Source organism: Microbulbifer sp. HZ11 (assembly GCF_000708675.1).
Classification (GTDB): Bacteria; Pseudomonadota; Gammaproteobacteria; order Pseudomonadales; family Cellvibrionaceae; genus Microbulbifer.
Window position 1 is genome coordinate 1,251,895 of sequence record NZ_JELR01000001.1, and the last position, 26,003, is coordinate 1,277,897.

The window sequence follows — 26,003 nt, forward strand, 5'->3', positions numbered from 1 at the left end:
TGGTCGGTCTTGCTGATGCGCACCTCTTCTCCGCAGCTCCCGATAGTCTGTCGGGTAGCGCTTTGGTATCCTTGCCGGCTTGCTTCTTCCGCCCCACCCCGGGGGGGAACCGAATCCAACCTCCACAGCCAAACCTGACATAACCCACTGATTTAAAAAGAATTTTCTCAATATGCCCGCAACAGCCGCCAAAACCGCCAAGCCCGAACATACGCCGATGATGGCCCAGTACCTGAAGATCAAGGCTGAGCATCCCCAGGAGCTGGTGTTTTACCGCATGGGCGACTTCTACGAGCTGTTTTACGACGACGCCAAGCGCGCGTCTGAGCTGCTGGATGTGACCCTGACCGCCCGCGGCAAGTCTGGCGGTCAGCCGATTCCCATGGCGGGGATTCCCTATCACGCGGCCGAGGGCTACCTGGCGCGGCTGATCAAGGCCGGGGTCTCCGTGGCGATCGCCGAGCAGATTGGCGATCCGGCCACCTCGAAAGGTCCGGTGGAGCGCAAGGTGGTGCGCATTGTCACCCCGGGTACGGTGACCGATGAGGCGCTGCTGAACGAGCGTCGGGACAACCTGCTGGCTGCGACCGTGCTCGTGGGCGAGAAATTCGGCCTGGCACTGCTGGATGTGGGCACCGGCCACTTTGCCGTGCAGGAAGTCGAAACCCTGGAAGCCCTGGCGGAACAGGTACAGCGCTACAGCCCAACTGAACTGCTGGTTTCCGAAGACCTCACCCTGCCCGCGGAAATCGAGCGCCGCCCGGGTATGCGCCGCCGTGCGCCCTGGGAATTCGACCTGGAAAGCGCCCTGCGCCTGCTGAACCGCCAGTTCGGCACTATGGATCTGGAAGCCTTTGGCTGCAGCCATATGCACGCCGCGCTGTGTGCCGCCGGTTGCCTGCTGCAATACGCCCGCGATACCCAGCGCACGGAGCTGCCCCATATCCGCACCCTGCGCACCGAACGCAGCGAAGACACCGTGGCCCTGGATCCCGCCAGTCGCCGCAACCTGGAAATCGATACCAATCTGAACGGCGGTGACGACAACACCCTGCTGTCCGTATTCGACGCCTGTAAAACCGCTATGGGCAGCCGCCTGTTGCGCCGCTGGCTGAACAATCCCCTGCGCAACCTGCACACGCTGCAGCAACGCCAGCAGGCGATCACCGCACTGATCGAGGACTACCGCTTCGAGCCTCTGCGAGAAGCCCTGAAACCCATCGGCGATATGGAGCGCATCCTCGGCCGCCTGGCCCTGCGCTCCGCCCGTCCGCGGGATCTGTCGCGCCTGGGTATGTCCCTGTCCCAGTTCCCCGAACTGCAACGTCAATTGTCTGAAGCCGATGCCGGCCTGCTGAAACAGCTCAGCCAGGAAATGGGTGAGTGGCCACAAACCGTGGCACTACTGGAACGCGCGGTGGTGGAGAACCCACCGGTGGTGCTGCGCGATGGCGGTGTGATCGCGGACGGCTTTGACGAGGAATTGGACGAGCTGCGCGGTATCAGCGAGAACGCCGGCGACTATCTTGTACAACTGGAAGTGCGCGAGAAAGAACGCACCGGGATCCCAACGTTAAAGGTCGGTTACAACCGGGTGCACGGTTACTTTATCGAGATCAGCCGCGGCCAGAGTGACAAAGCGCCGGCGGACTATATCCGCCGCCAGACCCTGAAAAACGCCGAGCGTTTTATCACTCCCGAGCTGAAAGAGTTCGAAGACAAGGCGCTCTCTGCCAAGAGTCGCGCTCTGGCCCGGGAGAAGTTCCTGTACGAGGAACTGCTCACCACCCTGAACGAATCGCTCGCAGCACTGCAGACCGCCGCCGCCGCGGTGTCCCAGCTGGACGTACTGGCAAATATGGCCGAACGCGCCGATCAACTGCGCCTGATCCAGCCGGAACTGAGCGAGGAACCCGGCATCCACGTGGAAGGCGGCCGCCACCCGGTGGTGGAACAGGTGCTGGACGACCCGTTTGTGGCCAACGATATCGAGCTGCACGAAAGCCGCCGCATGCTGGTGATCACCGGCCCGAATATGGGTGGTAAATCGACATACATGCGACAGACTGCGCTGATCGCCCTGCTCGCCCACTGCGGCAGCTTCGTACCCGCCGACAGCGCACGCATCGGTTTGCTGGACCGGATCTTTACCCGTATCGGCAGCGCCGACGACCTGGCCGGCGGCCGCTCCACCTTTATGGTGGAAATGACCGAGACTGCGAATATCCTGCGCAATGCCAGCGAGCACAGCCTGATCCTGATGGACGAGATCGGCCGCGGCACCAGTACCTACGACGGCCTCTCCCTGGCCTGGGCCTGTGCCCATTTCCTCGCCGACAAGGTACGCGCCTTTACCCTGTTCGCCACCCACTATTTCGAACTGACCGAACTGCCGGAACAGTGCCCGGATGCGGCCAATATCCACCTGAATGCCACCGAACACGGGGACTCCATCGTGTTCCTGCACCGTATTCAGGAGGGCCCCGCATCCAAGAGCTACGGTCTGCAGGTGGCCAAGCTTGCGGGAATTCCGCAGGAAGTTCTGGAGGAAGCCAAGGCACGGCTGGCCGCGCTGGAAGCGGGGCATACCACTCGCGACTCAGGTCCGGGCGCCCCCCGGCAGCAGGCTGTTACCGACCCGGCCCCGGAGCCCACTCCCGTACCGGCTCCTGCTCCGGAGACAAAAGCCCCGGCACCCCAACCAAGGCCCGCCGCCCCCGCACAGGTCGACCTGTTCGGCAGCGCCCCGCACCCCGCGGTAGAGGCCCTGGAAGGACTGGACCCGGATGACCTGACCCCGCGCCAGGCGCTGGAGCAGCTCTACGCCCTGCGCAAACTGTTATAAGCACCCAACCAATTCGACTCAAAAGCCACTACAATTCGCGCCAGTTATTGCTAAAATCCGCAGCTTTCAAGAATAAGGTCCGGTTCCGGCACGCGGAGCCGACCGGGCAGCGGCGACGCATCAGCATTATCGAGGGACAAGCATGACATTCGTAATTGGGGAAAACTGCATCAAGTGCAAATACACCGACTGTGTGGAAGTTTGCCCGGTAGACTGCTTCTACGAAGGCCCCAACTTTCTGGTGATCCACCCGGACGAGTGCATCGACTGCGCCCTGTGTGAGCCGGAATGCCCGGCCAACGCCATCTTCTCCGAGGACGAAGTGCCGGACGATCAGCAGGAATATATCGAGCTCAATGCCGAGCTTTCTGAGGTGTGGCCAAACATCACTGAAAAGAAAGATCCCCTGCCGGATGCGGAAGAGTGGGATGGGAAGACAGGGAAATTACAGTACCTGGAGCGATAGGCCCCGCGTTAACTTCAATAAAAAAGCCGTCTTCCGAGACGGCTTTTTTGTTCGTGAAAAATATCCGCGCACTCATACGCAATTGGCCCGACATCAGTCCGGCGTTATCCCCAACAAGGCAGCGGCATGACTCAATTCCGCAGACAGCCCGCCAACCGCCAGCGCCTCTAGAATTTCCGCATCACTGGCACCCGCCTCCCGGGCGGTATTAACCACCTTATCGCCGTGATCATGGGGTCTGCTATTTCCGTGGCGGGCGACCTCCAGTAAAGCGTGTTCTTTCTCGTTGTAATGGGCGTGATCCGGATCTGTGCGGATGCGAAGCACCTCATGGGGGTCAACGCCCAGCTTCTGTAACAGGGTGCTGTGCTGAGAAATACCGTAATCACTGTGCTCGTCTGATGCGATCATCAGAGCGATCCCCTCCTTGAGCCTTGGCGAAAGGTGCCCGGTCAGCATCACATGTTGGTACCTGTCCCAGAGCTGGGTCAAGATGGTCGGATTATTGGCATAAGCGCGGAACAGGTTGGGCACAGAACCCAATTGAGTGCGAACATCGTCGAATACCGCCGTCACCTGCGCTTCATTTGGTATTCCTGTCGTGTTGCTGACCAAAGGCATATTACTCATATCCACCTCCCTCCTGGGCTGCGAGCAGCAAAGAATCTGGTTGGCTGCGCCAAAATACTGGATATAATTCCAGCATGCGTAAAATCATCCACTGTGACTGCGATTGCTTCTACGCCTCCGTAGAGATGCGGGACGACCCCAATTTACGAGGGCGCCCGATCGCCGTGGGCGGAGCCAGTGATCGCAGGGGCGTCATCTCCACCTGCAACTACGAGGCACGCAGTTTCGGTGTGCGCTCGGCAATGCCGACGGCACACGCCAAAAAGCTGTGCCCTGATCTGATTGTAGTGCCGGGCAACATGAAAAAATATCGGGAAGTGAGCGCTCAGATAAGGGACATATTCCTACTTTATACCGACGCGATAGAACCACTATCCCTTGATGAGGCCTATCTTGACGTAACCGGTAGCTCCCACTGCAATGGCAGTGCAACTTTGATCGCCAGAGAGATTCGCGCACGGGTTCGCAAAGAGTTGGGAATCACTATCTCTGCGGGGGTGGCCCCCAATAAATTTCTCGCCAAGATCGCCAGCGACTGGCAAAAACCCGATGGACTAACCGTCATTCACCCCGATGCGGTGGAAGACTTTGTTCTACGACTCCCCATAAAAAAAATACACGGCGTCGGGCGCGTAACGGCAGAAAGAATGCAACGCGAGGGAATTCGTACCTGCAGCGATTTACGGCGATTTACTCTGGTGGAAATGGTGCAGAAGTACGGCAAGTTCGGTAATCGCCTGTTTCACTTGTGCCGGGGTATCGATGAGAGGCCGGTGTCTAGTGATAGCTCCCGCAAAAGTGTCAGTGTGGAGTGCACGTTTAGCGAAGACCTTGGGCAGTTTGAAGCCTGGCAGGAAGAGATGGTAAACCTGTTCGGGCGCTTGCAGGAACGGCTGGAAAAACTCGGAGACCGCTATGAGATAGCCGGCGCAATCGTCAAGGTAAAGTATGCCGACTTCAGTCAATCCACACACGAACGATCGAGCAAAGCAGGCCGCATCAGCGAGTTCAACCAACTGCTCCAGCAGTGTTGGGAAAAGCGCAGCGACCCGATTCGGCTACTTGGGGTGGGAATCAAACTCAAAGATTTGCGCGCCGAATTAGGCCCAGAGCAATTGCCGCTTCCCTTGCGATACCGGTCATCCCTCAGCACCTGAAACTGCTCACTTTTCAGTCTACTGCCGCGCCTCTACTATCACCATAAAGGGGCCAGCAGTGAGGTTTTGACGCCAATCCTTGCGTCTTTTCAAACACGGAACCTTTCCGCAAGATACCGGTCCAGCCACCCCGAGCTATACTCCCAACACGGTCCTCAAAGCAGTTTCACACAGTTTATGAAGCGTGTTCTCCCCAGCGCCTTTGTCGGTTGGTTTCTCAATTACGCGCGTAAACTAAAGCACCCACAGTTATTCAAGTGGATTTGCGCTCTGTTTCTGATCGACCTGATCATTCCAGATTTTGTGCCATTTGTGGATGAGATTCTACTGGGGCTTGGAACGATATTTTTGGCCTCGTGGCGCAAAAGTCGTGAGGAACTCCGAGACCCACCAGAACGCGATGAAAAAATTGTAAAAGGGAGCACAGAAAAGGCCACAAGCCAAAAAAGCAGCGCATATACGACGTCTGCAGAAAATACAAAGTACGGAAAACACTGAGTCAGAGAGTGGTATTCGCCGAATAAACACCGCGGCGAAATAACGTTAACAGAAGATTTACTGGTTCATCGATGTACTCCCGAACAGGAACTTTCGGGGGGTGTGCAACCGAGTAAGTGACAATGGGAATTGGAGCCAAGGAGGCAGATCCCATGTTTGCGGAGAAGTTGTACAGTCTCAGTGATGAAGACTTACTGCAACAGTATTGCAGTACGCGTAATCCAAAAGCTTTTCGTGAAATCTACCAGCGCTACAAAGACCCTCTGTTTCGCTACTGCGCCCAGATGAATCTAGAGCGGTGCGTGTCCTTAATGGAAGAGTTCTGGCTCAACCTGTTGCAGGAGCCACCGACATTGCACGGACAACGCCTGAAAAACTGGCTCTACACCCGCCTGAACAAAGCGCTCAACTCCACGCGCTCCGGCCAAACAGAGCAGCAGTCCACAACAGGCTCAACATTGCAGTCCACCTTCGAAGCCTCCGATGTGCTCAGTGCGGTACAGCAACTGCCTCACCGGCAACGCAATATTTTCCTGTTGTTTAATGAGTGCAACCTATCACTTGCCACCATTGCGGACATAGAGCGGATATCTCTTGCTACCTGCCGACAGGAACTGGCGGACGGCCGACAATCGGTTACTTTCAATCTTCACGGCAGTAGCCGGAAGCCCTGGAAATCCAGTGTAACGCGCGCCCGAGAGGCTGCGGAAATGGAGCCAACCCCACAGGTTTCAGAAAAGCCGCGCCAGCCCAGAGCGCGCTTCCCATGGGGCACACGAAAAGGTACCACGAACACAGCCACCGGCACTCCGTCCACAGTGAATTCACCTGTTGAGGCAGCGCGAGCATGAGTAAACACTGGGAAGTATCGTATAAACGCGCCATAGCGGAGGTGCGGACACCCACCGCACTGGACGAGAAAGTGCTTGAGCGCATTCGCGGGGTTAAGGCCCTTCGCCCGATTCGTCCACCGCAGAAGCACAGTGGCCTGCTCTCCAAGGCAGCATCCAGTTTTAGCGCGCTGGCAATCGTAGTGGTTTTACTGCATCCAGCCCAGTACATAGGTGCCGCCCCCGGCCAGATCGTACCGGAAAGCGCTCAGACGGGGAGCCGGGGACTGGAACGCTACCGGGCAAAACCCGGCACGATAGTGGATACCAAATCTGATCGCTGGCACGCACTGCGGACTGAGGTAGACGCCGGAAGTTATACGCAACTATGCGCTCAGTGGCGCCGTGAACAGCGCTCCAATACCAGCGACTCCCTACCCGCGGATTTAGCCAGCAAGGCCCGACAGCATTGTCGAATCCTGCCTTGATTCAGTGATCCGCTGGAACACCGGGTCAATAGGCAGATACGCCCCCATCCACGGCAAGGGCTTGCCCGGTGACATAGGTCATCGCCGGCGAGCACATCATCAGCATCGCGCTGACGACTTCTTCCGGTCTGCCCAATCGTTTCATCGGACATCCAGATGCGAAGGCAGCGTGTACCTGTTCCAGAGTCGCCCCCTCGGGGGTGTGCATTTCAGCAATCATCGGAGTCAAGGTGAAAAACGGGCAGATGGCATTGACTCGTACATTGTACCGCGCATATTCCACCGCGGCGGTGCGGGTCAGCCCCACCACGGAGTGCTTGGCCGCCGAATAAGGCGACGCTTTGGGAGCGCCGCCGATACCGGCCATTGAGCTTACATTCAAAATCACACCGCCGCCCTGAAGACGCATCCGTTTCAGTTGATGCTTCATCCCAAAGAACACCCCTTTCACATTGACCCGGTGTTGAAGGTCAAAGGTTTCTTCATCGACCTCTTCGAGGTACTGCAACGGTGGCGCGATGCCCGCATTGTTGATGGCAATATCCAGATAGCCAAAATTTTTCTGAGACAGTGCCACCAACGCAGCACAATCCGTTTCCGAAGAGACGTCACAAGCCATCGCCTGCACTTCGGCACCCATTGCTTTCAGTTTTTCCACCACGAGCATCAGGCCAGCGTTATTGATATCCCCCAGAACCAGCCTCGCTCCACGGCGCCCGAATTCTTCGGCAAGCAACGCGCCAAAACCGCTGGCAGCCCCGGTAATCAGCACTGTTTTTCCACTGAAATCCAGGAGCGGATCTCTGTAAGCGTTCACCATGATTACAGCCCTCCACAGGAAGTGAGGCCGCCATCCACCACTACGCATTCACCATTGGTATAACTGCCTGCATCGGAAACCAGATACAGAACGGTACCCGCCATTTCTTCCGGTTCCGCGTGGCGGTGCATGGGGATATGACTGATGGCGGTCTTGTATATTTCCTCATGGGAGAACAAAGCACCGGCGAATTTCGTTTTGGTCAGGCCCGGTAGCAGTGCATTAACCCGGATGTTGAACTGGGCGCATTCTTTGGCAAAGGCTTTGGTCATGTTGACCACCGCAGCCTTGGTAATGGAATAAATGCCCTGCCCGGCCCCCGGTTGTAATGCATTTATAGACGCCGTGTTCACGATGCAGCCACCACCGTGTTCCCGCATCAGTTTTCCGGCTTCTACAGACATAAAGAAGTAACCGCGAATATTGACCGCGACAGTCTTCTCGAAGGCGCCAAGATCCGTATCCAGAATATGCCCGAAGTAAGGGTTGGTGGCAGCGTTGTTAACCAGAATATCCAATTTTCCGTAGTACTTTCGAATATGCGTGAATAACAGATGAATCTCTTCCATATTGCCGATATGGCAAGGGAGCGCTTCGGCCTTGCCACCCGCTTCGTTAATTGTGTTTGCTACCGCCTCACAGCCTTCAATTTTGCGGCTGGATACCAGCACATGAGCACCCTGCTCTGCCAGCAGCCTGGCAATGGCCTCACCAATGCCACGGCTGGCACCGGTGACCAGGGCAACTTTCCCACTCAGATCAAAAAGATTTGTCGCCATTCAATTCTCCTAACGCATGATGCTGTTAATTAAGATACTTGCTTTTCTTCAAGACTCTTTTTCGATTACATCCAAAGCCAGTGCAGCCAGAGGCGTAACAAACACACCAAGCGTCGCTGCATTACTGCCGGACGCATTACCCTCCTGAGCACGTTTAGCGACGCCCTGAATGATTGCCGCCAGTCGAAAGAAGCTGAATGCGAGATAGAACGCCCAGTTGTCGATACCTGTGATTCCCATACGCTCACAGTACTGCGCTACATATTCCCGCTCACTCGGTATGCCAAGTCGTGTTCTGTTCACACCCATCAACCCGGAAATATTGCCACTGTCGACAGGCATACGCAGTTGCATGCACTGATAGGCAAGATCAGCAAACGGGTGCCCCAGAGTAGAGAGCTCCCAGTCCAGCACCGCAATAGCCCGGGGTTCAACAGGGTGGAACACCATGTTGTCGAGACGGTAATCCCCGTGCACCAGTGCTACCCGGCCATCGTCTTCGGGCAGGTTGTCACCCAGCCACCGAATCAGCTGATCCATCGCATCGATGGTTTGCAGTTCTGATGCGCTATATTGTCTATGCCAACGGTCGAACTGTCGCTCAAAGTAGTTACCCGGCCGGCCGTAATCCGATAGCCCGACGGCTTCAACATCGACGCTATGGAGCCTTGCCAGTACTCGGTTCATTTCGTCATAGAACCCGGTGCGCTCTTTGCAATTGAGCTCCGGTAGTGCGGCATCCCAGAATATTCGGCCGCCACAGTACTCCATGACATAGAACATCGAGCCGATCACATTGCGATCTTCACACAGGTGAAAAACGTTTGGCACAGGTACATCACTATCTGCCAGTGCGCGCATCACACGAAACTCACGATCTACCGCATGAGCAGATTTCAGCAGCTTCCCCGGCGGTTGCCGCCGCAGTACATAGAGGCCCGCGTCAGTCTCCACCTTGAAGGTGGGATTGGATTGCCCCCCGGAGAATTTCGTCGCCCGTACCACACCATCAAACCCGGGGAGAATTTCTCTCAGGTAGCCGCGCAAGCTTTCTATATCCAATTGATCAACGAGGCCCGCGTGGTTTACTTCAGACATTCACTCCTCCTGTTGCGCGGTAGCAGCGTAAGCGGTGGCAAGATTGCGGCCGAGCTGCATCATGTGTACCTGATCAGGTCCATCGGCAATACGAATGGTGCGTGCATAACTGTAGGCTCGCGCAAGGTGCAGGTCCTGCCCCAACCCCGCGGCACCATGGATCTGGATTGCGCGATCGATCACTCTGCATGCCATATTAGGCGCAACGATTTTGATCATAGCGATCAGGTCACGGGCCGCCTTATTGCCATTCCGGTCCATCTCATCTGCGGCTTTCAGGGTCAGTAATCGCGCCTGCTCTATTTCGCATGCAGAGGTTGCAATATCCTCACGCACCGAACCTTGCTTAATCATCGGTCGGCCGAAAACCACACGACGTTCAGCCCGTATTGACATCATTTCCAGTGCACGCTGCGCTTGTCCTATCAGGCGCATACAATGATGGATGCGGCCCGGGCCGAGGCGGCCCTGGGCGATCTCGAACCCACGCCCTTCCCCGAGAATCAGGTTTTCTTTTGGTACCCGAACATTGTCAAACTGGATTTCCGCATGCCCTTCAGGTGCATCCTCGTAACCGAACACGCTCATCGGGCGGATAACTTTGACTCCCGGTGTATTCATAGGGACAAGAATCTGGGATTGCTGTCGATAGCGGTCTTCGCTGTCCGGTGCAGTCTTGCCCATCACGATCATGATTTGGCAGCGCTTGTTCATTGCACCACTAATGTAGAACTTGTGCCCGTTGATTACATACTCATCGCCATCACGCACAATACTCGTTGCAATATTCGTCGCATCGCTCGAGGCCACTTTTGGCTCGGTCATGGCGAAGGCGGAGCGAATTTCACCTTGGAGCAATGGCTTCAGCCAGCGTTCCTGCTGCTCTGGTGAACCGTACTGAGCAAGCACTTCCATATTGCCAGTATCGGGCGCGCTACAATTGAAGATTTCAGAAGAGAACCCGACCCGTCCCATTTCTTCCGCCAGCGGCGCGTACTCGAGATTCGTCAGTCCCGCCCCCCATTCACTGTCCGATAGGAACAGATTCCACAGCCCCGCCTCTTTAGCCTTGCGTTTGAGAGTTTTCATGATTGGCGGCTCGCCCCAACGGTCCAGTTCGAGCTGCTGATAATAAGCTTGCTCAACCGGAACTACTTCCACCGCCATGAACTGTTTCAGCTGCGTAAGCAGTGTCTGTACCTTCGGGGAATATTCAAAATGCATCGCGCAGTCCCTTATTCATTCTCATGTCAAACAGCCTAGCTGTACGTAATAAATTCTCGACGCTCGCGGTAATCAAGGTGTGGAACATGGTTGAAGCTGTGTAACGTAGTCCCACTGCGCCCGGCAAAAAAGTGACTGACGGCGGTATTTTTTATCTGCATATTCAACTGCGGCATGCAGAGGGAAGAAGCTCCCAGAGTCTGCCGCACCATCATCGCAATAGCACCACCAGAACTCACTACCAGGGTTCGCCCACCTTTACCCCCCAACGCCAACACCGCGAGTACTTCTTCAATACGCTGCTCAAACTGCTGCCAGCTTTCAGTGGCCTCGATTTCACCACTGGACCAGGCGTGCAGCGCCATTTTCAGGAACCGATAGTAATCCTCACGGACAGCTCTCGAGTGCGGCGCAGCCCGGGGATTTTTTTCGGCATAGGCGCTCATTACGCGCTTGAAATCGAATTCATTCAGTTGCGGTAGTTCTTGCGCCCCTTGGTAATCGAGCCCCAGGCCTTCACAGATACCTTGAACGGTTTGCCGGTGGCGCAGCAGGTTGCCACTTACGACGCGGTCAAACTGCAGCCCCTCTTTCGCCCAATGCTCCCCCAGCCAACGCGCCTGCTGCCAACCCAGCCCAGAGAGCTGGTCATAGTTGTCACTGCCGAACGACGCCTGGCCGTGCCGCACCACGCATATTTCAGACATCGCCTGTCCTCCACTCCCGTTACACAGCCGGTGGATACATATCTTCTTCTGACCAGGTCTCAAATGATATGTACCGCTCCGTCGTTGGCAGACAAACCTAACGACTTACCGTAGATCATTGAAATTTATTATGTAAATATCGAAACATTCACAGCAGTGATGAACTGCCCAAACGATGACGAGAGCCGTGACCATGCAGTTGCAGAAAATGGATATGAATCTGTTCCCGGTACTGGACGCGATATACACCACCCGAAATCTGACCCGTACAGCGGAGCAACTACATCTTACCCAGCCTGCAGTGAGCAACGCGCTCGCACGCTTACGGCGCGCTCTCGGTGACCAGCTGTTTAGCCGTACGCCAAACGGCATGTGTCCGACACCGTTCACCGAGCAAATCATGCCCCAAGTGCAACAGGCGTTGTCGTTGCTTGCGAGTAGCGTGGCAGAACACCACCGGTTTGAGCCGGCAGCGGCAACGAGGACTCTGCGGGTGTCTATGAACGATATGGCAGAAACTCTGGTGTTACCGCGATTGCTGGAGCACCTGCAGGCCCGAGCGCCGGGGATCAGCGTCGAGTCTTACTATGTACCGAGAGACCAGCTGGTGAAGGAGCTGGGGGCGAACAGCCTGGATTTTGCCCTTGATGTGCCAATGATCTCCGCAACCCAGCTGAACCAGCACAGACTGTCTGCGGATCGCTACCAGTGTATGTTGCGCCCCGATCACCCCCTGGCAGAGGAGGCCAGTCTGACGCTGGATCAATATCTGGATCTGGAGCATATACACGTGTCCAGCCGTCGCAGTGGTCCAGGTGTCGCGGACATCGCCCTCAATAAGCTCGGGCGCCGGCGCAGGGTAAAACTCCGGGTACAGCACTACCGGGTTGCCCCATTGGTAGTGCTCAAGACAGATCTGGCATTGACCGTACCGCTCAGCCTGGCACAACAATACCCGGCCAAACGTTTCGAGCTACCCTTCCAGATCCCACAGATGGACTGGCATCTTCTGTGGCATCGCAGTCAGGACGAGGATGGCGCCCATCAATGGCTACGGGAGCAGATACTCGGCCTGTTTGGGTGAAACAGTGAGGTAGGAGTAGTGGAACCCGTCAAGGGATCAACACGCTATCCCCATCTCCGGCCTTACCTCCTTTCCTAGCGCTGAAAGCCAGAGGTTTCGATCGGATTGGTCACTGCGGGCTAGCCTGAACAATTGCTATCCTTGAGCCAGAATATGCAACTTTTTGCATATAAACCTCTGAAACCAAAGCATTTGCAGCAGGCCCCATCGCCACACAAGAGTCGCATACAGAGAGAATGACCGCCATGACAAACGCCTATCCCCACCTCCTTGCGCCACTGGATCTGGGTTTTACCACTCTTAAAAACCGCGTCCTGATGGGCTCTATGCACACCAACCTGGAAGAACATCCCGGCGGGTTTGAGCGCCTGGCGGCGTTTTATGGTGAGCGTGCACGGGGCGGTGTCGGCCTGATCGTAACCGGTGGTATTGCGCCCAATGAGGAAGGTGGTGTATTTCAGGGGTCATCAAAAATGACAACCGCCGATGAGGCAGAGCACCACAAAGCAATCACTACAGCGGTGCACAACGAAGGTGGCAAAATCTGCATGCAGATTCTGCACGCTGGCCGTTACGCCTATAACCCCAATCTGGTAGCACCCTCTGCCATCCAGGCGCCGATCAATCCGTTTACGCCAAAAGAACTGAGCGATACGGAGGTGGAACAGCAAATCGACGATTACGTACGCTGCGCGACCCTGGCAAAAGAAGCGGGATACGACGGTGTCGAAGTGATGGGTTCCGAGGGATATTTCATTAACCAGTTTATCGTTGCCCGCACCAATCACAGAGGTGACCGCTGGGGCGGCAGCTTTGAAAACCGCACTCGACTGCCGATCGAAATCGTACGCCGTATTCGCGAGGCGGTGGGTGAAGACTTTATTATTATCTATCGTCTATCGATGCTGGACCTGGTAGAAGGCGGCAGTGATTTCGATGAGGTTGTTGCATTGGGGCAGGCGATTGAGACCGCCGGAGCATCCATCATCAATACCGGTATCGGTTGGCACGAGGCTCGGGTACCGACTATCGCCACCAGCGTACCCCGTGCGGCATTTGCAGATATTACTGCTAAAGTGAAACAGCACCTGAAGGTACCGGTTATCACCAGCAACCGTATCAATATGCCTCAAGTAGGGGAAGATGTCCTGGCCTCAGGTAAGGCAGATATGGTGTCAATGGCACGCCCATTCCTTGCAGATGCTGAATTTGTAAACAAAGCCGCACAGAACCGCGCCGATGAAATCAATACCTGCATCGGCTGTAACCAAGCCTGCCTCGATCACACTTTCGAACTCAAGCTCACATCCTGCCTGGTCAACCCACGTGCCTGCCATGAAACGGAGTTGAACTATGAGCCGGCAAAAGCAGTAAAGAAAATTGCTGTTGTCGGTGCCGGCCCCGCCGGTTTGGCAGCCTCTACCGTAGCCGCGGAGCGCGGTCACCGGGTCACCCTATTTGAGGCAAGCGATAAGATCGGTGGGCAGTTCAATATCGCTAAACAGATTCCGGGAAAGGCGGAATTTGAGGAGACTCTGCGCTACTTCAAGCGCAAACTGGAGCTGACCGGCGTTGACGTAAAATTGAACACCGTGGCAAGCGAGGAAACTCTGGCGGAATTTGATGAGGTCATCATCGCTACCGGAATCTCACCGCGGAAACCGCCAATCGCGGGTATCGATCACGCCAAAGTGTTGACCTATCTGGACGTGCTGAAAGAAAAGAAACCCGTGGGCAAATCGGTGGCAATAATCGGCGCAGGTGGCATCGGCTTTGACGTTGCGGAATATCTCACCCACAGCGAAGATCACGCCGACGAGCTGATCGCGAGCAACAAAGAAGAGTTTTTCGATGAGTGGGGAGTGGATATCGAACTGGAACACCGCGCTGGCCTGAAACCGCAGCAACCAGTAACCAGCCCACGTCAGATCTTTCTGTTACAACGAAAGACCTCGAAAGTAGGTGCGGGACTGGGAAAAACCACTGGCTGGATCCACCGTACCAGTCTCAAGCATCGAAATGTCCAGAGTCTCGCTGGGGTAACCTACGAGAAGATTGACGACCAGGGACTGCATATTCGGCTGGGGGATGAACAGAAAGTACTGGATGTGGACAACGTGGTTGTTTGCGCCGGCCAGGAATCCCTACGCACCCTGCATGACCAATTGCAGGCCCGCGGCCAAGTCAGCCACTTGATTGGCGGCGCCTTTGAGGCCGCAGAGCTTGACGCAAAGCGGGCAATCGACCAGGGCTCCCGGCTCGCCGCAGCCCTTTAAACCCGCCGATCTCCACTTCTGCTGGGTGCCTGAGCGGGCACCCAGCAGACGCATTCGCACTCAATCTCCCCACTCCTTATCCCAATCTCTCGCCAGCATTCAGACAATCACAGCAGAATTCCACAGGCTGACTATACTCTATCGTACGGAACAGTCCGCCAGGAAAGCGGATATAGCGCCTGGATACCGATAGCGAAAACCCAGGTCCGCACCTCCTTACCCCGAAAATAACGATCAACAGGGATAGTTTCCAAAATGGCCACCAGTGCGACCGCCGTTTCCTTTTCCGAACTGCTTATGCAGGCCAAACCTCGGGTACTGCAACATATCGCCCGACTCCCGCCGCCCTACACCGTCTTCTTTTCCCTATCTGACGGAGCGCAACGAGCCAAGGTCTGCCACGAAACTGCGCACGATATTGATGCCCTTTGGCTGAAACTCGCCAATCAGGCTCGTAAAATTATCAAAAGCGCCAAAATAACACCCTGCTGGTTCCGCATAGACTGGGTTACCCGCAGGGAAACGATGAGCTGGGAGCGCCTCAATACACGATTTAAAAATACCAAGCGCGGCTACTTCCGCTACGGGCTAGCACTCGACGCTGAGTGTAAAATTGCATTTCTCGAACAGGAATTAAACGGCAACGCAATGCTCTACGGTGGAAACAAGATCCACCATGTAGTCATCAACCGACAGAAATTTCGTGCCTATACCGATACAAGGTTCGGCCCAAAGACGCCTCTCGAGTTCGACGACCAGGCGTCAGTGAGCGTATTGAGCACTGAAGGGATTTTTCTGGACTCCAAGGACATCAAAACACCTCCAAAGCCTTTATACGGGCCCGGGAGGAATGCGGGCCGCAGAATTATCGAAGAGCTCGACGAAGGATCCACCTACCAACTGATCGAATCTAGTGGTAAATACCTGGCTAGCCAGGTAAAACCCAATGGACGTTTCTACTACGGTTGGCACTGCTGCTTTGATCGCCCGATCAACACATACAACACGTTGCGTCACACCAGCTCCATCTACGCACTGACCGAAGCCTGGGAAGCCACTGGAGATGCCGAAATGAAAAAGGCTATCGACCGGGCGTTACACTATCTTACCGGGAAACTCATCCAGCACACCCAGCTGCCATCCGGTGACAAGGCAGCGTTCCTACTAGAAGCAAATGGCGAAATTAAACTGGGAGGCAATGCGGTCTGCCTACTGGCACTGACCAAATACAGTGAGGTTACCGGAACAAAAAAATATCTGAGTCTTCTTGAAGAGCTTGCGCTGGGCATCCAGTACATGCAGGACAAAAATTCAGGAAAATTCGTCCATGTCCTTCAGTATCCAGATCTTACAGTAAAAGAAGAATTTCGCATTATTTACTACGACGGCGAAGCGGCATTCGGATTGATGCGCCTCTATGGATTAACCAAAGACGATCGCTGGCTTCAGACTGTAGAAAAGGCATTCGACTACTTTATCGATAACAAACACTGGCAAGCCCATGACCACTGGCTTAGCTACTGCGTGAACGAGCTCACACTCTACCGCCCCAAAGAAAAGTACTACCAGTTTGGCATACGGAATGTCGCTGGCTATCTCGATTTCGTGTTAGAGCGTATTACCACTTTTCCCACTCTACTCGAACTGATGATGGCCGCTGAAAAAATGGTATCTCGACTTCGAAATCAGGAAGAGTTCACGCATTTACTCGCGCAACTTGACCTGGAAAAATTCTACAAAGCACTGCATACGCGCGCAGAATACTTGCTGAATGGCTACTATTGGCCGGAATACGCCATGTATTTCGAAAACCCGAAACGCATCCTTGGCAGTTTTTTCATTCGCCACCACGCGTTTCGAGTCCGTATTGATGATGTGGAGCACTACCTTTCCGGATTTATCGCCTATCGAAACCATTTGATTCAAAAAACACCAAAAGACACCAAAGCAATCCCCCCCCTAAGTGCACCGCCAAAATCTGCCGACATTAGCCATCAACAACCTGTAAAAATTACCACAGCAGATAATCGCCCTATTCCAGTAGCAGATAACTGGAATAGGCATAACCTGACCCAGGCCACCTCGGGAGACTGGCTCACTCCACCAAAAGATTCCTGGCGGGCCACGGGCCTATGTATATTTTCCCCCGGCATGCGCCCTGGCAATATGGTGGTACTCAGGCCTGAAAACGACAAACGGTTTATCCACCCCACTCAATTGCGAAATTTACGCTACACACCACAGGCGATTATCACTGACAATCCGGAGTTCCGACCTACTGACAGCACTCCGGTATTGAAAGTCAGCGAAGTACGGAAAGCGATACTGGATATTGGTCGATTCTCAAGAAAGCAGCTCCAGGGAAAGCTGATTGGCATCACAGGAAGTTCGGGCAAAACCACCAGTGTTGCAATGCTGCAACATGTTCTGAGCCCGTGGGGCACCATTGGCAGGACCGAACACAACGCTAATCTCCCACTGGGGATATCCTGGAACCTTGCGTCGATCCCTTGGGACGCAAAATTTACCGTTCTCGAAATGGCAATCGGCAACATGCAATTGAACTCTTCAATCGCACGGCCCGACGTTGCCATGATCACCAATATCCACCCTGCACACCTGGAGTATCACCACAACACAGAGGAAATTGCGAGGAAAAAAAGTCGAATTTTCTCCGGTATGGGACCCGGTTCTATCGCAGTCATCAATCGGGATATAGCAGAGTGGCCGATAATCGAAGCCGAAGCTAAAAAATTTAGTCTCAGGATCATCTCATTTGGCCAACACTCTAAGAGTGATTTCCGCCTGAACCAATACGATTCGTCCACGGGCGCAGCGATTGCCACTGCACGCGGTGAAGCACTGTCTTTCACTACCGGGGCTCCGGGTTTACACATGGCCATGAATAGCCTGGCTTGTCTGGCGTGCGTTGATGCTTTGGGTCTGGATCCTCGTATCGCGCTTCCCCTGCTCCCTTTATTTACCCCACTTCCAGGGCGTGGCAGCTTATCCAAAGTGAACATACGGGGTAAAAAAATCAATCTTATCGACGAAGCCTATAACGCCAACCCCGCGTCGATGCAGGCCGCTTTACAATTGATCAAACATACGCCTCTTGCACATGATTCCGCCAAGAAAATTCTTGTTCTTGGCGATATGTTGGAACTTGGCGATAACTCCCGCCACTACCACGAATCACTTGCCCCCCACATTAGCGAAACGGGTGCACAAAAGGTATTCCTTCTCGGTGAGCAGATGAGGAACCTAAACCCAAAGTTGGCTGAACAAGGTATAGACAGTAGCGTCTACGCCGACTCCAAGGCTCTGAAAAAAGCGCTGACCCGCTCTCTGAGTGAGGAGGATCTTCTATTATTCAAGGGTTCACACGGAAGTGGGTTACACCTTCTGGTCAAGGAACTATTGGAGCTGGATACCGCTTAGTACTGTTGAATATGGCGTGATGTAACAATCAGGATAGGTCTGGATAAACAAGTGGAAGACACTCCCCCCTCAAACCACGACTCTCTTACTGCGAAAAGCGCAATTGGGGTTATAACATCGGAAAACAATACCGGAACAACGCTGTGTTTCTACGAAAAAGAAGCAGATAGGCCCATCTCACCGGCATCGATAACAAAGCTTCTAACGGCCCTAACCGCAGTAAAGACCATAATAAATAGTAACATTCCCATAGACAGTCACCTGAAAGTTCTAGAGTCTGACGACGCAGAAGGCTCTGGAAGAAATTTAAAGGCTGGGGATCAAATTACCTTCTTGGATTGTATTGCCAATCTACTGATCTCATCATCGAATATCAGTGCGAATGTAATAGCAAGAGAACTAGGAGATATTCTCCTGGCCACGGACCCACGTTCGGCCAGAAATCCCACTGATCGTTTCATTCTGGAAATGAATCAGATTGCGCGCCAGCTAAAAATGGAAAATTCGAGATTTTCCAACTCTCATGGATTAGCTCACAAAGCGCAGTACAGTACTGCGCGAGATCTTTCACGACTGGTATCCCAATGCTCAGAAATCCTGATAATTCGCGGACTTTGGAACAAGTTGCGCTATAAAATAACGGTTCACGGAAAAAATGAGCGACAGATCGACATACAGTCCAGCTTTATTTTTTCTACACTTGGAGAAGTTCCCACATTAGATATTCCCCTATTTCGCGGCGGTAAGTCAGGTGCGCTCTGGCCTTCGCATTTCAACCTTGCAGCGACTTCCTCACTGGGTTCCAATCTTGCGCTCATATCCGTCACATTAGGTTCCGCCTCCCCGCGGGACCGCTACAACGATTACCTGTCGATGGTCCGTTTGGCGAAACGCTTCACCGCAAAAACCGGTCAATAACCGCACATCAAATCTTCCACGAAAAATTAAGCCCAAAATGTGAAACTAACCATTATCAGACGGTAATTTCGCTGTCTTCCATATTTTTCAATTGATATCACAATCGACCGGCTTTCAGAGCGCATACAAAAACCGGGCCCTGAAGGCCCGGTTTTCGATCGGTACATAGGTTACCGTTTTATACCACCGTGATACCTGTCTCTACCCACAACTCCTGGTCCGGATCGTCGGTAGCCACATAAATGTGGTAATCGATTCCATGCGCCGTTCCTGTAGTGGATGCGGACCAATCACTGAGTATATCGACAGTGTCCTCAGTACCTCCATTAATAAAGAAGTTGTCATCGCCATTTGAGATCGATAACAAATCATCAAGACCAACGGAAAGTGTGACTGCATTCACCTGGTCCAGATCAATGGCCGCTATATCGCTAAACGAATCACTGTATTCACCTAGCGCGATAGTATCTGCACCGCCCTGCCACTGAAGCGATTCCAGCCCAGACTCGTTAGTCTGTACTACAAAATCATCATCGGAGGAAGCATCGCTGCCATCTTCCACATCCATCGCAAAGGAGCTCATTGCCATCTCACCAGACACAACCACTTCCTTGGTGACTTCAATACTCAGATCCGCCGACAGCGATTCGTTGGTATCAGTGTCAACCACTGCGACTGTGAAGATATCTGTCCCCTCATTACCTAAAACTTCGGTTGGGGTATAGACGTAGTTTCCATCACTCTGTATGACCAAAGTGCCGTGATCACCGGAAATCTCGATCTCTCCGCCAGTTGGTATCACCTCATTCCCGTTGAAAGTAACAGACTGGATCTCGAGATTACTCGTATCACCACTTGCGGATTCACTGATAAAGTTACCAGTCGCGGCCTGACTGCCGACTACCGTTTCCACTTCCAGTAGGTCCGTCGCCGTAACATCGATACTGCGGGTCAATGCCACACCAACACTGATCAGCCCCGGATCAGGCACCAGAGTTGCGCGATACTCACCAGCATCCAGGTTTTCCAGCGTTACCTGACCTGATGTACCACCAAGACCAAGCACACTGAGCGAAAGCAGGCCACCGTCGAGGTTATTTTCGGCATCGTCAACTCTTACCCAGCTGCCACCGTCGAACCGCTCAACGATCAGTACATACTGATTCAGGACACCGATTCCTACCGCGCCGCTGATTTCAAGGTCGAACACCGTTTCGTTAGTGTTCTCATCCAGACCGAACTCCACCAGTGGGTGACCAGAACCTATATCGAGACTGACAAGGTTTCCGATACTTACACCCAGCAGGTCGAACTGACTGTCGTCATCTACCTCTGGTACAGCTTCCGGCTCGTAGGTTATCTCACATTCAACAGCAGCGTTCCCAGCGATATCTGCTAGTTCGAAATCGGCGTCGGCATCAGCGTCCGCATCGGCATCTGCATCCGCATCGGCATCTGCATCTGCATCCGCATCAGCATCAGCATCAGCATCAGCATCAGCATCAGCATCAGCATCAGCATCGGCATCGGCATCAGCATCGGCATCGGCATCGGCGTCAGCATCGGCGTCAGCATCGGCGTCCGCATCGGCGTCAGCATCGGCATCTGCATCTGCATCTGCATCTGCATCTGCATCGGCGTCGGCGTCGGCGTCGGCGTCGGCGTCGGCGTCGGCATCAGCATCGGCGTCAGCATCGGCATCGGCATCGGCATCGGCATCTGCATCTGCATCTGCATCAGCATCGGCGTCGGCGTCGGCATCCGCATCGGCATCCGCATCGGCATCGGCATCGGCATCGGCATCGGCATCGGCATCAGCGTCGGCATCTGCGTCCGCATCTGCGTCAGCATCGGCATCCGCATCGGCGTCGGCGTCGGCATCTGCGTCGGCATCTGCGTCCGCGTCGGCATCTGCGTCAGCATCTGCGTCAGCATCGGCATCCGCATCGGCGTCAGCATCGGCATCCGCATCGGCATCTGCGTCGGCATCTGCGTCCGCGTCGGCATCTGCGTCCGCGTCGGCATCTGCATCGGCATCCGCATCCGCATCGCCATCATCAGGAATAACTTCTTTCGTAACCTCGATGATCAAATTTGCTGACAGGGCTTCATTGGTTTCTGTATCAACAACAGTTACTGAGAAAGTATCTGTACCGGCACTGCCAGACTCTTCATCAGGCGTATAGACGTAACTGCCGTCCGTCTGTATGACCAACGTGCCGTAATCACCCTCTATTTCGATTTCGCCACCGGTAGGCGTTACCAAATTTCCATCAAAGGTTACCGATTGAATTTCCAGGTTGCTCGTATCGCCACTAGCCGACTGGGTTATGAAATTGTCCTCCGCATTCACGCTTCCGACGATACTTTCAATTTCCGTAAAGTCTGTAGCTGTCACGTCAATACTTCGCGTAATACCTACGCTGACGTCGATAAGGTCAGGATCTGGCACCAGAGTTGCGCGATATGAACCGGGCTCAAGGTTCTCCAGTGTTACCTGGCCAGACGTTCCCCCCAAGCCCAGCAAGCTGAGAGATAGCAGACCACTATCAAGATTGTTTTCAGCATCATCAACACGCTCCCATGAACCGCCTTCAAATCGCTCGACGATCAAGACGTAGTCATTAAGTACACCGATTCCCACCAACCCGGATATATCCAGGTCAAATACTGTTTCGTTTGTGTCTTCGTCCAGGCCGAACTCCACAAGAGGGTGACCTGTGCCGATATTCAGGCTAGCCAGATCCGCGATAGTGATGCCTGCGACATCAAACTGAGAGTCACTATCAGTATCCGGAGTAACCTCGGCCTCTAGCGTGATCTCACACTGCAGAACCGCTTCGTCGTTTACGTCTATTAGCTCGAAGTCAGCATCGGCATCTGCGTCAGCATCGGCATCCGCATCCGCATCTGCATCGGCATCCGCATCGGCGTCGGCGTCGGCGTCGGCGTCGGCGTCCGCATCAGCATCCGCATCGGCATCAGCATCGGCATCGGCGTCCGCATCCGCATCCGCGTCTGCATCCGCGTCTGCGTCGGCATCGGCATCGGCGTCCGCATCCGCGTCTGCATCAGCGTCCGCATCGGCATCTGCGTCCGCATCGGCATCTGCGTCCGCATCGGCATCAGCATCCGCGTCGGCATCTGCATCTGCATCTGCGTCGGCGTCCGCATCTGCGTCGGCATCGGCGTCCGCATCGGCATCCGCGTCTGCATCTGCGTCTGCGTCGGCATCTGCATCGGCGTCCGCATCTGCATCCGCATCCGCATCGGCGTCCGCATCTGCGTCGGCATCTGCGTCGGCATCTGCGTCGGCATCTGCGTCCGCATCCGCGTCGGCATCTGCATCAGCGTCCGCATCGGCATCCGCGTCTGCATCAGCATCAGCATCAGCATCAGCGTCGGCGTCGGCGTCGGCGTCGGCGTCGGCATCGGCATCGGCATCAGCATCAGCGTCTGCATCCGCATCCGCATCCGCATCGGCGTCGGCATCTGCGTCCGCATCCGCATCGGCATCTGCATCCGCATCCGCATCCGCATCGGCGTCGGCATCTGCGTCCGCGTCCGCGTCCGCGTCCGCATCGGCATCTGCATCTGCGTCAGCATCGGAGTCGGCATCCGCGTCGGCATCTGCGTCCGCATCCGCATCGGCATCTGCATCCGCATCCGCATCCGCATCGGCGTCGGCATCTGCGTCCGCATCCGCATCGGCATCTGCATCCGCATCCGCATCTGCGTCCGCATCCGCGTCGGCATCTGCATCAGCGTCCGCATCGGCATCCGCGTCTGCATCAGCGTCAGCGTCGGCGTCGGCGTCGGCATCCGCATCGGCATCGGCATCGGCATCGGCATCGGCATCTGCATCTGCATCTGCATCTGCGTCAGCATCGGAGTCGGCATCCGCGTCGGCATCTGCGTCCGCATCCGCATCTGCGTCCGCATCCGCGTCGGCATCTGCATCAGCGTCCGCGTCTGCATCAGCGTCCGCATCGGCATCGGCGTCCGCGTCGGCATCGGCATCCGCGTCGGCATCTGCATCTGCATCTGCATCTGCGTCGGCGTCGGCGTCGGCGTCGGCGTCGGCGTCGGCGTCGGCGTCGGCGTCGGCGTCGGCATCAGCATCCGCATCCGCATCCGCATCCGCATCCGCATCCGCATCCGCATCCGCATCCGCATCGGCATCAGCATCCGCATCGGCATCGGCATCCGCATCCGCATCCGCATCCGCATCCGCATCAGCATCGGCGTCCGCATCCGCGTCAGCGTCTGCATCGGCGTCTGCATCGGCGTCTGCATCGGCGTCTGCATCGGCGTCTGCATCGGCGTCTGCATCGGCGTCTGCATCGGCGTCTGCATCGGCGTCGGCATCGGCATCCGCATCCGCATCGGCATCCGCATCCGCATCGGCGTCCGCATCAGCGTCGGCGTCAGCGTCCGCATCAGCGTCGGCATCCGCGTCGGCGTCGGCATCCGCATCGGCATCGGCATCGGCATCGGCATCGGCATCGGCATCTGCATCGGCGTCAGCGTCAGCGTCCGCATCGGCATCTGCATCCGCGTCAGCATCTGCGTCAGCATCGGCATCGGCATCGGCGTCGGCATCCGCATCCGCATCCGCATCCGCATCGGCATCTGCGTCCGCATCGGCATCGGCATCGGCATCGGTATCGGCATCCGCATCGGCATCGGCATCCGCATCCGCATCCGCATCCGCATCCGCATCGGCATCGGCATCGGCATCGGCATCGGCATCGGCATCGGCATCGGCATCAGCATCCGCATCGGCGTCCGCATCCGCATCCGCATCCGCATCCGCATCCGCATCCGCATCGGCATCGGCATCGGCATCGGCATCAGCATCCGCATCCGCGTCGGCATCTGCATCAGCGTCCGCATCGGCATCCGCATCGGCATCCGCGTCGGCATCAGCGTCTGCATCGGCGTCTGCGTCTGCGTCTGCGTCTGCGTCTGCGTCAGCATCCGCGTCGGCATCCGCATCGGCATCGGCATCGGCATCGGCATCGGCATCAGCATCCGCATCGGCGTCGGCGTCGGCGTCGGCGTCGGCGTCTGCGTCGGCGTCCGCATCCGCATCGGCATCTGCGTCCGCATCGGCATCGGCATCGGCATCGGCATCTGCGTCCGCATCGGCATCGGCATCGGCATCGGCATCAGCATCAGCGTCGGCGTCGGCGTCGGCGTCGGCGTCGGCGTCGGCGTCGGCATCAGCGTCCGCATCGGCATCCGCATCCGCATCCGCATCCGCATCTGCGTCCGCATCGGCATCGGCATCTGCGTCCGCATCGGCATCGGCATCGGCATCGGCATCAGCGTCTGCATCCGCATCCGCATCCGCATCGGCGTCGGCATCGGCATCTGCGTCCGCGTCGGCATCTGCGTCGGCATCTGCGTCCGCATCGGCATCTGCATCTGCGTCGGCATCTGCGTCAGCATCCGCGTCGGCATCGGCGTCGGCGTCGGCGTCCGCATCTGCATCCGCATCCGCATCCGCATCGGCATCGGCATCCGCATCGGCATCGGCATCGGCATCAGCATCCGCATCGGCGTCTGCGTCGGCGTCGGCGTCCGCATCCGCATCCGCATCCGCGTCGGCATCTGCATCAGCGTCGGCATCTGCATCAGCGTCCGCATCGGCATCCGCGTCTGCATCAGCGTCGGCATCGGCGTCTGCGTCTGCGTCTGTGTCTGCGTCTGCGTCCGCATCAGCATCAGCATCGGCATCCGCATCTGCGTCGGCATCCGCATCTGCGTCGGCATCCGCATCTGCGTCGGCATCCGCATCTGCGTCGGCATCCGCATCTGCGTCGGCATCCGCATCTGCGTCGGCATCCGCATCTGCGTCGGCATCCGCATCTGCGTCGGCATCTGCGTCTGCATCGGCATCTGCGTCTGCATCTGCGTCAGCATCGGCATCCGCGTCGGCATCGGCGTCGGCATCGGCGTCGGCATCGGCGTCTGCATCTGCGTCGGCATCTGCGTCGGCATCTGCGTCAGCATCGGCATCTGCATCGGCGTCGGTATCTGCATCGGCATCTGCGTCGGCATCGGCATCGGCATCCGCGTCGGCGTCGGCGTCGGCGTCGGCATCCGCATCGGCATCCGCATCAGCGTCGGCATCTGCATCAGAATCTGCGTCTGCATCGCCATCGGGGGGTGGCGGGGCTGGTGGGTCTATGATCCGTGGGCTCGGCGTAAAGGGCTCAAAAGTATCTCTTTGCTCTCTTCCATCCGTATTGCTTCTGTCGCCATCGTCATCATCATCATCATCATCGTCAACTGCTTCTGCGATAGCCGCGATACCTATTGCAGACAGAGCAGCCCAAACCCAGGGGCATACTTGCTGACTCGCAGGAACGACTCCCACCAAGTCAGTGCTGCTACTTACTAAGGAGGTTGAAAAGAAGCTTCCATCGTCACCAAAGTGAGCGAGTAGTACCTCGTCAGTGTCTGGATTTTTAAGAAAAAGGTCGCTCTTTTCTTCGTCACTATGTGGAGAAAAGAACCCTTGAATTGTAATAACTTCTCCCGAGACCAATTGCACGATCAGGTTATTTCCTGATCGAGCATAAGAATCTATTTCATCCTCGGCCAAGGATAACTTGACCATCCCCGGTTCATTCAACGCCAGGGTTACGCCATCAAATTCTGCTATCTCGCCACTGGATTTCGCGACTACCTGAACCTTCATATTCATCACCTAGCTTAGGAACCTTATTTTTGA

18 protein-coding genes are annotated in these 26,003 nt (G+C 55.8%); 11 read left to right on the forward strand and 7 right to left on the reverse strand.

Annotated elements, in window-relative coordinates:
• Positions 1–172: 172 nt before the first annotated feature.
• Positions 173–2,845 carry a DNA mismatch repair protein MutS gene (gene mutS / locus AU11_RS05425; protein WP_043317036.1) on the forward strand — a complete coding sequence of 891 codons (2,673 nt, stop codon included), beginning with the start codon at positions 173–175 and terminating at the stop codon, positions 2,843–2,845.
• Between the two features lie 142 nt (positions 2,846–2,987).
• Positions 2,988–3,311 carry a ferredoxin FdxA gene (fdxA, locus tag AU11_RS05430; protein WP_043317038.1) on the forward strand — a complete coding sequence of 108 codons (324 nt, stop codon included), beginning with the start codon at positions 2,988–2,990 and terminating at the stop codon, positions 3,309–3,311.
• 93 nt (positions 3,312–3,404) lie between these two features.
• On the opposite strand, the gene AU11_RS05435 is transcribed toward fdxA, so the two are convergent.
• Positions 3,405–3,941, reverse strand: coding sequence for a carboxymuconolactone decarboxylase family protein (locus AU11_RS05435; protein WP_043317040.1), 537 nt, complete (start codon positions 3,939–3,941; stop codon positions 3,405–3,407).
• Between the two features lie 74 nt (positions 3,942–4,015).
• On the opposite strand from AU11_RS05435, the gene dinB reads away from it, so the two are divergent.
• The 4 genes from dinB to AU11_RS05455 all read left to right on the forward strand — a co-directional run bounded on the left by dinB (position 4,016) and on the right by AU11_RS05455 (position 6,914).
• Complete coding sequence (gene dinB, locus AU11_RS05440) at positions 4,016–5,098, forward strand: DNA polymerase IV (protein WP_043317042.1); 1,083 nt, start codon at positions 4,016–4,018, stop codon at positions 5,096–5,098.
• A gap of 177 nt (positions 5,099–5,275) precedes the next feature.
• Positions 5,276–5,596, forward strand: coding sequence for a DUF6116 family protein (locus tag AU11_RS18455; RefSeq protein ID WP_197023769.1), 321 nt, complete (start codon positions 5,276–5,278; stop codon positions 5,594–5,596).
• Positions 5,597–5,718: 122 nt separating this feature from the next.
• Complete coding sequence (locus AU11_RS05450) at positions 5,719–6,447, forward strand: RNA polymerase sigma factor (RefSeq protein ID WP_043317044.1); 729 nt, start codon at positions 5,719–5,721, stop codon at positions 6,445–6,447.
• Positions 6,444–6,914 carry a hypothetical protein gene (locus AU11_RS05455; protein WP_043317046.1) on the forward strand — a complete coding sequence of 157 codons (471 nt, stop codon included), beginning with the start codon at positions 6,444–6,446 and terminating at the stop codon, positions 6,912–6,914. The genes AU11_RS05450 and AU11_RS05455 overlap by 4 nt, the downstream gene beginning before the upstream one ends.
• A 25-nt stretch (positions 6,915–6,939) precedes the next feature.
• Here the strand turns inward: AU11_RS05455 and AU11_RS05460 are convergent, their stop codons facing one another.
• Genes AU11_RS05460 through AU11_RS05480 form a run of 5 tightly spaced genes read right to left on the reverse strand, consistent with a single transcriptional unit; the run spans position 6,940 to position 11,542 of the window.
• Positions 6,940–7,734, reverse strand: a complete 795-nt coding sequence (locus tag AU11_RS05460; protein ID WP_043317048.1) for an SDR family NAD(P)-dependent oxidoreductase — start codon at positions 7,732–7,734, stop codon at positions 6,940–6,942.
• A 2-nt stretch (positions 7,735–7,736) separates the two neighbouring features.
• Positions 7,737–8,513 carry an SDR family oxidoreductase gene (locus tag AU11_RS05465; protein ID WP_043317049.1) on the reverse strand — a complete coding sequence of 259 codons (777 nt, stop codon included), beginning with the start codon at positions 8,511–8,513 and terminating at the stop codon, positions 7,737–7,739.
• Between the two features lie 48 nt (positions 8,514–8,561).
• Positions 8,562–9,611: a phosphotransferase gene (locus tag AU11_RS05470; protein WP_043317050.1), complete on the reverse strand. Its 1,050-nt coding sequence runs from the start codon at positions 9,609–9,611 to the stop codon at positions 8,562–8,564.
• Positions 9,612–10,835 (reverse strand): acyl-CoA dehydrogenase family protein, encoded by a 1,224-nt coding sequence (locus AU11_RS05475; protein WP_043317051.1) that lies wholly within the window; start codon positions 10,833–10,835, stop codon positions 9,612–9,614. It abuts the gene before it with no gap.
• Between the two features lie 35 nt (positions 10,836–10,870).
• A complete protein-coding gene (locus AU11_RS05480) occupies positions 10,871–11,542 on the reverse strand; it encodes a histidine phosphatase family protein (RefSeq protein WP_043317053.1) in 672 nt (223 codons plus the stop codon).
• A gap of 193 nt (positions 11,543–11,735) precedes the next feature.
• On the opposite strand from AU11_RS05480, the gene AU11_RS05485 reads away from it, so the two are divergent.
• From AU11_RS05485 to AU11_RS05500, 5 genes are all read left to right on the forward strand, one after another.
• The gene (locus AU11_RS05485) at positions 11,736–12,626 is read left to right on the forward strand and encodes a LysR family transcriptional regulator (RefSeq protein WP_043318262.1); all 891 of its coding nucleotides are present in this window, start codon (positions 11,736–11,738) and stop codon (positions 12,624–12,626) included.
• A gap of 245 nt (positions 12,627–12,871) precedes the next feature.
• On the forward strand, positions 12,872–14,902 hold the full coding sequence (locus AU11_RS05490) for an NADPH-dependent 2,4-dienoyl-CoA reductase (RefSeq protein WP_043318264.1): 2,031 nt from the start codon (positions 12,872–12,874) through the stop codon (positions 14,900–14,902).
• Positions 14,903–15,948: 1,046 nt separating this feature from the next.
• Positions 15,949–16,050: a hypothetical protein gene (locus AU11_RS18665; protein ID WP_369797798.1), complete on the forward strand. Its 102-nt coding sequence runs from the start codon at positions 15,949–15,951 to the stop codon at positions 16,048–16,050.
• A gap of 1,018 nt (positions 16,051–17,068) precedes the next feature.
• Complete coding sequence (murF, locus tag AU11_RS18670) at positions 17,069–18,343, forward strand: UDP-N-acetylmuramoyl-tripeptide--D-alanyl-D-alanine ligase (protein WP_369797799.1); 1,275 nt, start codon at positions 17,069–17,071, stop codon at positions 18,341–18,343.
• Between the two features lie 51 nt (positions 18,344–18,394).
• Positions 18,395–19,261 (forward strand): D-alanyl-D-alanine carboxypeptidase family protein, encoded by an 867-nt coding sequence (locus AU11_RS05500; protein ID WP_043317054.1) that lies wholly within the window; start codon positions 18,395–18,397, stop codon positions 19,259–19,261.
• A gap of 178 nt (positions 19,262–19,439) precedes the next feature.
• On the opposite strand, the gene AU11_RS18250 is transcribed toward AU11_RS05500, so the two are convergent.
• Entirely contained in the window at positions 19,440–25,970 is a 6,531-nt protein-coding gene (locus AU11_RS18250) for a BapA prefix-like domain-containing protein (protein WP_197023770.1), read from the reverse strand.
• Between the last annotated feature and the right edge of the window lie 33 nt (positions 25,971–26,003).

Excerpts from the sequence above, each read along its gene's own strand:
- AU11_RS05490 (WP_043318264.1), top strand. The coding sequence starts at position 12,872 with ATGACAAACGCCTATCCCCACCTCCTTGCGCCACTGGATCTGGGTTTT.
- AU11_RS18455 (WP_197023769.1), top strand. The coding sequence starts at position 5,276 with ATGAAGCGTGTTCTCCCCAGCGCCTTTGTCGGTTGGTTTCTCAATTAC.
- murF (WP_369797799.1), top strand. The coding sequence starts at position 17,069 with ATGGTGGTACTCAGGCCTGAAAACGACAAACGGTTTATCCACCCCACT.
- AU11_RS05465 (WP_043317049.1), bottom strand. The coding sequence starts at position 8,513 with ATGGCGACAAATCTTTTTGATCTGAGTGGGAAAGTTGCCCTGGTCACC.
- fdxA (WP_043317038.1), top strand. The coding sequence starts at position 2,988 with ATGACATTCGTAATTGGGGAAAACTGCATCAAGTGCAAATACACCGAC.
- AU11_RS18250 (WP_197023770.1), bottom strand. The coding sequence starts at position 25,970 with ATGAAGGTTCAGGTAGTCGCGAAATCCAGTGGCGAGATAGCAGAATTT.
- AU11_RS05480 (WP_043317053.1), bottom strand. The coding sequence starts at position 11,542 with ATGTCTGAAATATGCGTGGTGCGGCACGGCCAGGCGTCGTTCGGCAGT.
- dinB (WP_043317042.1), top strand. The coding sequence starts at position 4,016 with ATGCGTAAAATCATCCACTGTGACTGCGATTGCTTCTACGCCTCCGTA.
- mutS (WP_043317036.1), top strand. The coding sequence starts at position 173 with ATGCCCGCAACAGCCGCCAAAACCGCCAAGCCCGAACATACGCCGATG.
- AU11_RS05475 (WP_043317051.1), bottom strand. The coding sequence starts at position 10,835 with ATGCATTTTGAATATTCCCCGAAGGTACAGACACTGCTTACGCAGCTG.
- AU11_RS05460 (WP_043317048.1), bottom strand. The coding sequence starts at position 7,734 with ATGGTGAACGCTTACAGAGATCCGCTCCTGGATTTCAGTGGAAAAACA.
- AU11_RS05470 (WP_043317050.1), bottom strand. The coding sequence starts at position 9,611 with ATGTCTGAAGTAAACCACGCGGGCCTCGTTGATCAATTGGATATAGAA.
- AU11_RS05435 (WP_043317040.1), bottom strand. The coding sequence starts at position 3,941 with ATGAGTAATATGCCTTTGGTCAGCAACACGACAGGAATACCAAATGAA.
- AU11_RS05485 (WP_043318262.1), top strand. The coding sequence starts at position 11,736 with ATGCAGTTGCAGAAAATGGATATGAATCTGTTCCCGGTACTGGACGCG.
- AU11_RS05455 (WP_043317046.1), top strand. The coding sequence starts at position 6,444 with ATGAGTAAACACTGGGAAGTATCGTATAAACGCGCCATAGCGGAGGTG.
- AU11_RS05450 (WP_043317044.1), top strand. The coding sequence starts at position 5,719 with ATGGGAATTGGAGCCAAGGAGGCAGATCCCATGTTTGCGGAGAAGTTG.